The following is a 6,310-nucleotide window of genomic DNA, read 5'->3' on the forward strand; positions in this document are numbered from 1 at the left end:
ATGGCCGGCAGGCCAGAGGGGGTCGGTACGTCCTGACGCGACGCCCCATCGCGGACAGAAGATGCCGGCGCTCCATGCGAGGCGACCCCCTCTGTCGCCTTCGGCGACATCTCCCCCTCGAGGGGGGAGATTACCAGCGCCTACCCCACAAACCCCACGCGTTTGTGGCTGCCATCGCAGAACGGCTTGTTGGCCGAATGGCCGCAGCGGCAGAGGAAAACCTTGGTGGTGCGTGCGATGGTGTGGCCGGTACCGGTGACGATCTCGGCATTGCCTTCGAGCTTCAGCGGGCCGTTGGCGGTGGGCGTCACCGTCAGCGGCCCGTCATGCGCCTCCAGCACCTGCGCCTCCTTCAGCGGCGGCTCGCCGGTGGCGGTGAAGCCGGCCTTGATGTGACTGTTGTCGCAGAACGGCTTATTCTGCGACAGGCCGCAGCGGCAGAGCGTGGCGCGATAAGAAGTCTCGCCGCCGAGTACGATCTCCGCATGCACCGCCAGCGGGCCGTTTTCCCTGAGCCGCACGGTGTTGACCGCCGGCGGCTTTTCCTGCGGGCCGCCATCCTTCCTGCCATAGGTGATGGCGCCGGACGGGCAGCTTTCGGCGATCGCCACGATCTTCTCGACACTGGCCGCCTCGGGATGGATCCACTGGCCGGGCGCGTTGGGCACGAAGACATGCGGATCGCCCAGCACGCAATTGCGCGAATGGATGCAGCGCCGGCCGGAAAAGCCGACATCGATTTTCTCGCCTTCGACCGTGCCTGCCATGGGTGGGGTCTCCTGTCGGGTTACGCTATGGCCGGGGGTCAGGACGGCGTCAAGCTGGCGAACAGTCAATGCCAGCCGCTGGAATTCATCGTCAGCAGCGCGGCGGCCACCACAAGCGCCACGCCGTCGATCGCCCAGAGCGTTTCGCGGAGCGGGGCGCTGGCGACGAAGGTGCCGGCCAGACCGAAGGCGCCGCCTATGGCGAGGCCGATCGCGGCGGTGGCGTCTGAAGTGGTGCGCATGTGGTGCTTCCCCGAGTTGGGTAGAGGATAGTGCAGGGCGGGATGTTCTCAAAGGTGCGTCAGCGGAAAGGCCGCGACGGACACCTCAGTCACTTGGACATTGGCCACTGCTTAACCCCCTGCCGCCGAAGACTAGGCGGCGCGGCGGTCCCGAGTTTGAAGTGCGGCCACTGTGCATCAAGAAAATCTGATGCCGATAGTCTTTTCATCACTCGTAGAAAACGCTCCAACCGTATAGACGTCGTCCTCCAATTCGGGCTCGATCATAGCAGTTGCATATATTATTTGATGTTCAACTTTGCTCTCCTTGGACACCCGAAGGATTTGCAATTGAAAGTTCTGGCTTCGAATTGCCTCGACCCCCATATTTTCATGGGTATCGATCATGCAGAAACGAGGATGGCGGAAGAATTCGGTCTTAGTCGCAGCAGCCAAGAATCCGAGATAGAAACTGCTCTTCAAAATCGCTCTTGAGCTGGCGGAGAAATAATTTTCGCCGTTGACGCTAATTTTGTTCTGGCCAAAGGTAAAACTTACCTCTTCTGGATCTTCGAATATGTCTTGCCTTCTCAAGTCATTTCTCAATAACTCTCTCACTTCATCTGCAATTCTCGTGTAGGCGATAGACAATCGATTTTGTTGCTGCGCTCGCAGGGTCTCGTTCTGGGATTTCAGGCCCGAAATCGCGGCTTCCAATTCTTCTCGCCGAGCAGACAACTCCCGAATCGTCTCAACCAAAAGTGCCTTCTGATCAAGATCTTCAACTTGGCGGTCTAAATACCCTGAGCGCCGATTGAGCTCACCAAGTTGCTCGCGTGCTGACGTGGATGGAAGACGCTGCACCGATGCCAAGTGCCGAGTAGCCTGACGCCATTGCTCCTCCAAGGTCTCTAGCTGACTACCAAGCTGAGCAAGGCGCTCATTCCGCTTTCGCTGAAGCTCCTCGGACTGGCTGATCTGCAGACTCGTGTCGAGAATTAGAGCCGATATGCGTACTTGAGTTTGCTCTGAGTCGAACGGGGTCTTACAGAGGTGGCAAGCATGAGGCACTGGGTCGTCGTCTAATGGCGCATAACAGGCAGGACAGCGCTGAAAGCGGACCTCGCCGATATGTTCGACCACCTTTGACGAATCCTTGAGGGCTTCGACTTTGTTGCGAAGGCTCGAAATGAACGAATCCGAGTCTACGATAGTTAGCGTTAGCCCGTCTCGTTGCTGTCGAACTCTCACAAGGTTTTCTTGAATCACTTGAACTTGGCGGTAGGCTTTGTCTTGAGAGGCCAGAGTGAATTTGTCATCTGATTCGCTGGAAAAAAGTATTGCCTCAGCTTGCTCGATGGCGGCTTGGAGGTTGGCCCGCTCTTGCTCCAAGCTGGCCCTTTGAGCTTCAATCCACGCAGGAGTTAAGCCTTGATCTGATCCGCCAACTTTTCCAAGGACGGTGAACAGACTGTGTAGCTGTCCAATAACTTTATCCAATTCCTTCGAGTATTCCCTAATCTTCTGATCGTTGTCATAGAGAGCGCTGTCGTATGCGCCGCAGAGTAAGCGCCCCACCGTATCGCGCAAATTCGCCTGGTCGAACCGCTCAAATCGAAAGATGTCCTCGATCGGACTTAATTGGTCTGCATATAGTAGTCTTAGAATTTGATGCATCGTTATATTGCCGGATAGATCACTAGAGACCTCCGGAATTCCAAGAAGGTTGAAAACCGCCTGCGAGAAGCTTTCTCGGTTGCTCGTACTTTTATACGGATAGCGTATCCATTCAGACCGAGGCGCATCCGCCGCTACGTCATACGGCCCCCCAAAAATCTCCATAGGTTGCTGTCCGCTGGATTCGGAAATCTCCCGACTGAGAGTTACCATACGTCCGTTGATCCGCGCTTCAATGACGACTCTCGTGCAGAGGCGGGCGACGGCACTCCAATCTGCCAATTCGCCCCCTAAGCCATAGAATATAAAATTCAATACTGTCGATTTACCAGAGGAATTGTCCCCTCGAACAACGTTAACCCCCGAATGGAAGCTCTCATTATAGACTTTGACGTCGTTTCTCTCGACGATAACTCTCGTTACTATTAGCGTTGGCTCATACCGCATCGTATCGATGCTCCATCAAGCCAGTTCTTGCCTTTAGCCCATTGTCCCCAGACAGCGGATAATCGCTTGCCAGCGTCGTCAGAAACTCCATGAGATCTGATTGTGATTCATTGATCTGCCTGACGCGCTGGGCCAGTTCGGGCGGAATAGTGCTCTCTGAGGTACTGACGTCACCTTTTTCAAGAGCCGGACCGCTCACGAGGGACCGAGCGGAGAGCGTTTCGATCGCCGCCGTCTGCATAGGTGCCATACGCTCGAAGAGCAGTCGTCTGTCTGGCAGTTCTCCGTACGGCTTCATGTGCGCATACCTCTCAGACAACTTTTTGAGCCTCTGATGTTTTGGCGCTAGGCGAATGTTTTGAATCTGATGTGGGAAGAGTAGGTAGAAGTCTAATATGCGGACCTTTTCATAAGGCAACGGTCCCACCGCTGCGACCAAATCACGGAGCCGCAAAAGGCGGAAGACTGCATGAAACGCATCAAAAGCGGGCTGAAACGATAACTGGGTCATTTATGCCAGCGTACAAAACATTGCTCTGCAAGCCAATAAATCATTCCCGTTGCCGTGTTATGGTCGACTTTAATCACGCTTCCACCACAGTCGTCTACGGTAGGATCTATAATTAAGTCGCCGACAATTTTGTTTATCTCAGATGTATTGCATACAGATATCTGAGGCAATATAACGTCATTAAACTGACGCTCCGCCCTGGCCAAGAGATGAACAATAATCTCTTGCGCCGACGAGTAGAGCGACCAATGTTCCAAAAGTTTAACGAACATCTCTTTCATTTCGATAGCATCGGAATAAGAGTCGATACGCCCGCTCACTTCCAGTTTTGCTTTCAACCCCTCAACCCCGTCGTGCGAGCGCTGAGAATAGTACCTCTGAAGGCGATCAATGGTATCCTTGACAGTTTGACTCTGCTCCATTTCGGCTTCGAGCTTTTTAAGCAATTTCTCGACTGCGCCTACCCGACTGGCAGCAACATAGTTGTACGTCTTGCGGATATCGCGCCCCGCCATATCATGCTCGGCACGGGCCCCCGATTGATCAACGGTGGTAGTCACTTACGCGCCCCTGTAGGCAAGCTATTTTGTAGTCGTCTTGTCGCGGCCTACCATGTCGCCGCCAGCGGTAGCTCCGGCCTGATTAACGGCGGTCCCGCCGGGGCCTGCGCGATTTTTTGTAACTTGAAATGTTATAAGGCAGCCGGCGCCAGCGCCAACTAAAAAGCTAACTATTTCGGAAATGTAGTTCGCGATTGTTGCCATGAATCACCCCCCAACTCTGGGGCACACTAGCATCATTTTTTTGCCCTAGGCACTACTTAAGAAGCTAGTCACCCATTTTTAAGGCCTGGATAAATGCCTCCTGCGGAATATCGACCTTGCCGAACTGCCTCATCCGCTTCTTGCCCTCTTTCTGCTTGTCGAGCAGCTTGCGTTTGCGCGAGACGTCGCCGCCGTAGCATTTGGCGGTGACGTCTTTGCGCAGCGCCGAGATGGTTTCGCGGGCGATGACCTTGCCGCCGATGGCGGCCTGGATCGGGATCTTGAAGAGATGGTGCGGGATCAGCTCCTTCAGCTTTTCGCACATCTGGCGGCCGCGCTTTTCCGCCGCCGTGCGGTGGACCAGCATCGACAGCGCGTCGACCGGCTCCTCATTGACCAGGATCGACATTTTCACCAGGTCGCCCTCGCGATAGTCGGTCAGGTGATAGTCGAAGGAGGCGTAGCCCTTGGAGATCGATTTCAGGCGGTCGTAGAAATCGAAGACGACCTCGTTGAGCGGCAGATCGTAGGTCAGCATGGCGCGCTTGCCGACATAGGAGAGGTCGGCCTGGATGCCGCGCCGGTCCTGGCAGAGCTTCAGGATGCCGCCGAGATAGTCGTCGGGAGTGAGGATGGTGGCGCGGATCCAGGGCTCCTCGATGGCCGAGATTTTCACCACGTCGGGCATGTCGGCCGGGTTGTGCAGCTCTTTCATCGACCCGTCGGTCAACAGCAGCCGATAGACGACCGAGGGCGCAGTGGCGATGAGGTCGAGGTTGAACTCGCGCTCCAGCCGCTCCTGGATGATTTCGAGATGCAGCAAGCCAAGGAAGCCGCAGCGATAGCCGAAGCCGAGCGCGGCGCTGGTTTCCATCTCATAAGAGAAAGAAGCGTCATTGAGGCGGAGTTTGCCGACGGCGGCGCGCAGATCCTCGAAATCGGCGGCGTCGACCGGGAACAGGCCGCAGAACACCACCGGCTGCGCCGGCTTGAAGCCGGGCAGCGCATGGGCGGTGGCGCGCTTGTCCTCGGTGATGGTGTCGCCGACGCGGGTGTCGGCCACTTCCTTGATCGAGCCGGTGAAGAAGCCGAACTCGCCGGGGCCGAGCTCGTCGACATTGATGCGGGCGGGCGTGAAGACGCCGGTGCGCTCGACCAGATATTTGGCGCCGGTGCCCATCATGCGGATGGTCTGGCCCTTCTTCAGCACGCCGTCGATGATGCGGACCAGCACGATGACGCCGAGATAGGCATCATACCAGCTGTCGACCAGCATGGCCTTGAGCGGGGCTGATATGTCGCCCTCGCGCGGCGGCGGCAATTGGTGGACGATGGCCTCCAGGACGTCGGGGATGCCCAGCCCGGTCTTGGCCGAGATCAGCACGGCGTTGGAGGCGTCGATGCCGATGACTTCCTCGACCTGCTCGCGGATGCGCTCGGGCTCGGCGGCCGGCAGGTCGACCTTGTTCAGCACCACGACGATCTCGTGGTTGTTGTCGATGGCCTGGTAGACATTGGCCAGCGTCTGCGCCTCGACGCCTTGAGAGGCGTCGACGACCAGCAGCGAGCCCTCGCAGGCGGCCAGCGAGCGCGACACTTCATAGGCGAAGTCGACATGGCCGGGCGTGTCGATGAGGTTGAGGATATAGTCCTCGCCATTGTTGGCGCGGTATTTCAGCCGCACCGTCTGCGCCTTGATGGTGATGCCGCGCTCGCGCTCGATATCCATCGAGTCCAGCACCTGCTCCTTCATGTCGCGCAGCTCCAGCCCGCCGGTGGACTGGATCAGCCGGTCGGCAAGCGTGGATTTGCCATGGTCGATATGGGCGACGATGGAGAAATTGCGGATGTGGTCGAGCGGCGTGGTCATGCCGCGCGCTTTAGCAGGGGCGGGTTAAGGGGGCAAGCGGCCGGGCGGTGGGG

Annotated in this window: 6 protein-coding genes; all 6 read right to left on the reverse strand. The window is 57.2% G+C overall.

Features of this window, described 5'->3' with window-relative positions:
- Positions 1-140: 140 nt before the first annotated feature.
- Positions 141-767: a CDGSH iron-sulfur domain-containing protein gene (locus AC0L2H_RS06615; RefSeq protein ID WP_473589449.1), complete on the reverse strand. Its 627-nt coding sequence runs from the start codon at positions 765-767 to the stop codon at positions 141-143.
- A 65-nt stretch (positions 768-832) separates the two neighbouring features.
- Positions 833-1,009 (reverse strand): hypothetical protein, encoded by a 177-nt coding sequence (locus tag AC0L2H_RS06620; RefSeq protein ID WP_473589450.1) that lies wholly within the window; start codon positions 1,007-1,009, stop codon positions 833-835.
- A 177-nt stretch (positions 1,010-1,186) separates the two neighbouring features.
- Positions 1,187-3,112 carry an AAA family ATPase gene (locus tag AC0L2H_RS06625; protein ID WP_473589451.1) on the reverse strand — a complete coding sequence of 642 codons (1,926 nt, stop codon included), beginning with the start codon at positions 3,110-3,112 and terminating at the stop codon, positions 1,187-1,189.
- Positions 3,102-3,623, reverse strand: a complete 522-nt coding sequence (locus tag AC0L2H_RS06630; protein WP_473589452.1) for an ABC-three component system middle component 5 — start codon at positions 3,621-3,623, stop codon at positions 3,102-3,104. The genes AC0L2H_RS06625 and AC0L2H_RS06630 overlap by 11 nt, the downstream gene beginning before the upstream one ends.
- Positions 3,620-4,183, reverse strand: a complete 564-nt coding sequence (locus AC0L2H_RS06635; protein ID WP_473589453.1) for an ABC-three component system protein — start codon at positions 4,181-4,183, stop codon at positions 3,620-3,622. The genes AC0L2H_RS06630 and AC0L2H_RS06635 overlap by 4 nt, the downstream gene beginning before the upstream one ends.
- Positions 4,184-4,451: 268 nt before the next feature.
- Positions 4,452-6,257, reverse strand: coding sequence for a translation elongation factor 4 (gene lepA / locus AC0L2H_RS06640; RefSeq protein ID WP_473589454.1), 1,806 nt, complete (start codon positions 6,255-6,257; stop codon positions 4,452-4,454).
- Positions 6,258-6,310: the final 53 nt, after the last annotated feature.

Source organism: Mesorhizobium sp. WSM4871, assembly GCF_055811295.1.

Coding starts and splice junctions, on each gene's coding strand:
- AC0L2H_RS06630 (WP_473589452.1), bottom strand. CDS start 3,623: ATGACCCAGTTATCGTTTCAGCCCGCTTTTGATGCGTTTCATGCAGTC.
- AC0L2H_RS06620 (WP_473589450.1), bottom strand. CDS start 1,009: ATGCGCACCACTTCAGACGCCACCGCCGCGATCGGCCTCGCCATAGGC.
- lepA (WP_473589454.1), bottom strand. CDS start 6,257: ATGACCACGCCGCTCGACCACATCCGCAATTTCTCCATCGTCGCCCAT.
- AC0L2H_RS06625 (WP_473589451.1), bottom strand. CDS start 3,112: ATGCGGTATGAGCCAACGCTAATAGTAACGAGAGTTATCGTCGAGAGA.
- AC0L2H_RS06615 (WP_473589449.1), bottom strand. CDS start 767: ATGGCAGGCACGGTCGAAGGCGAGAAAATCGATGTCGGCTTTTCCGGC.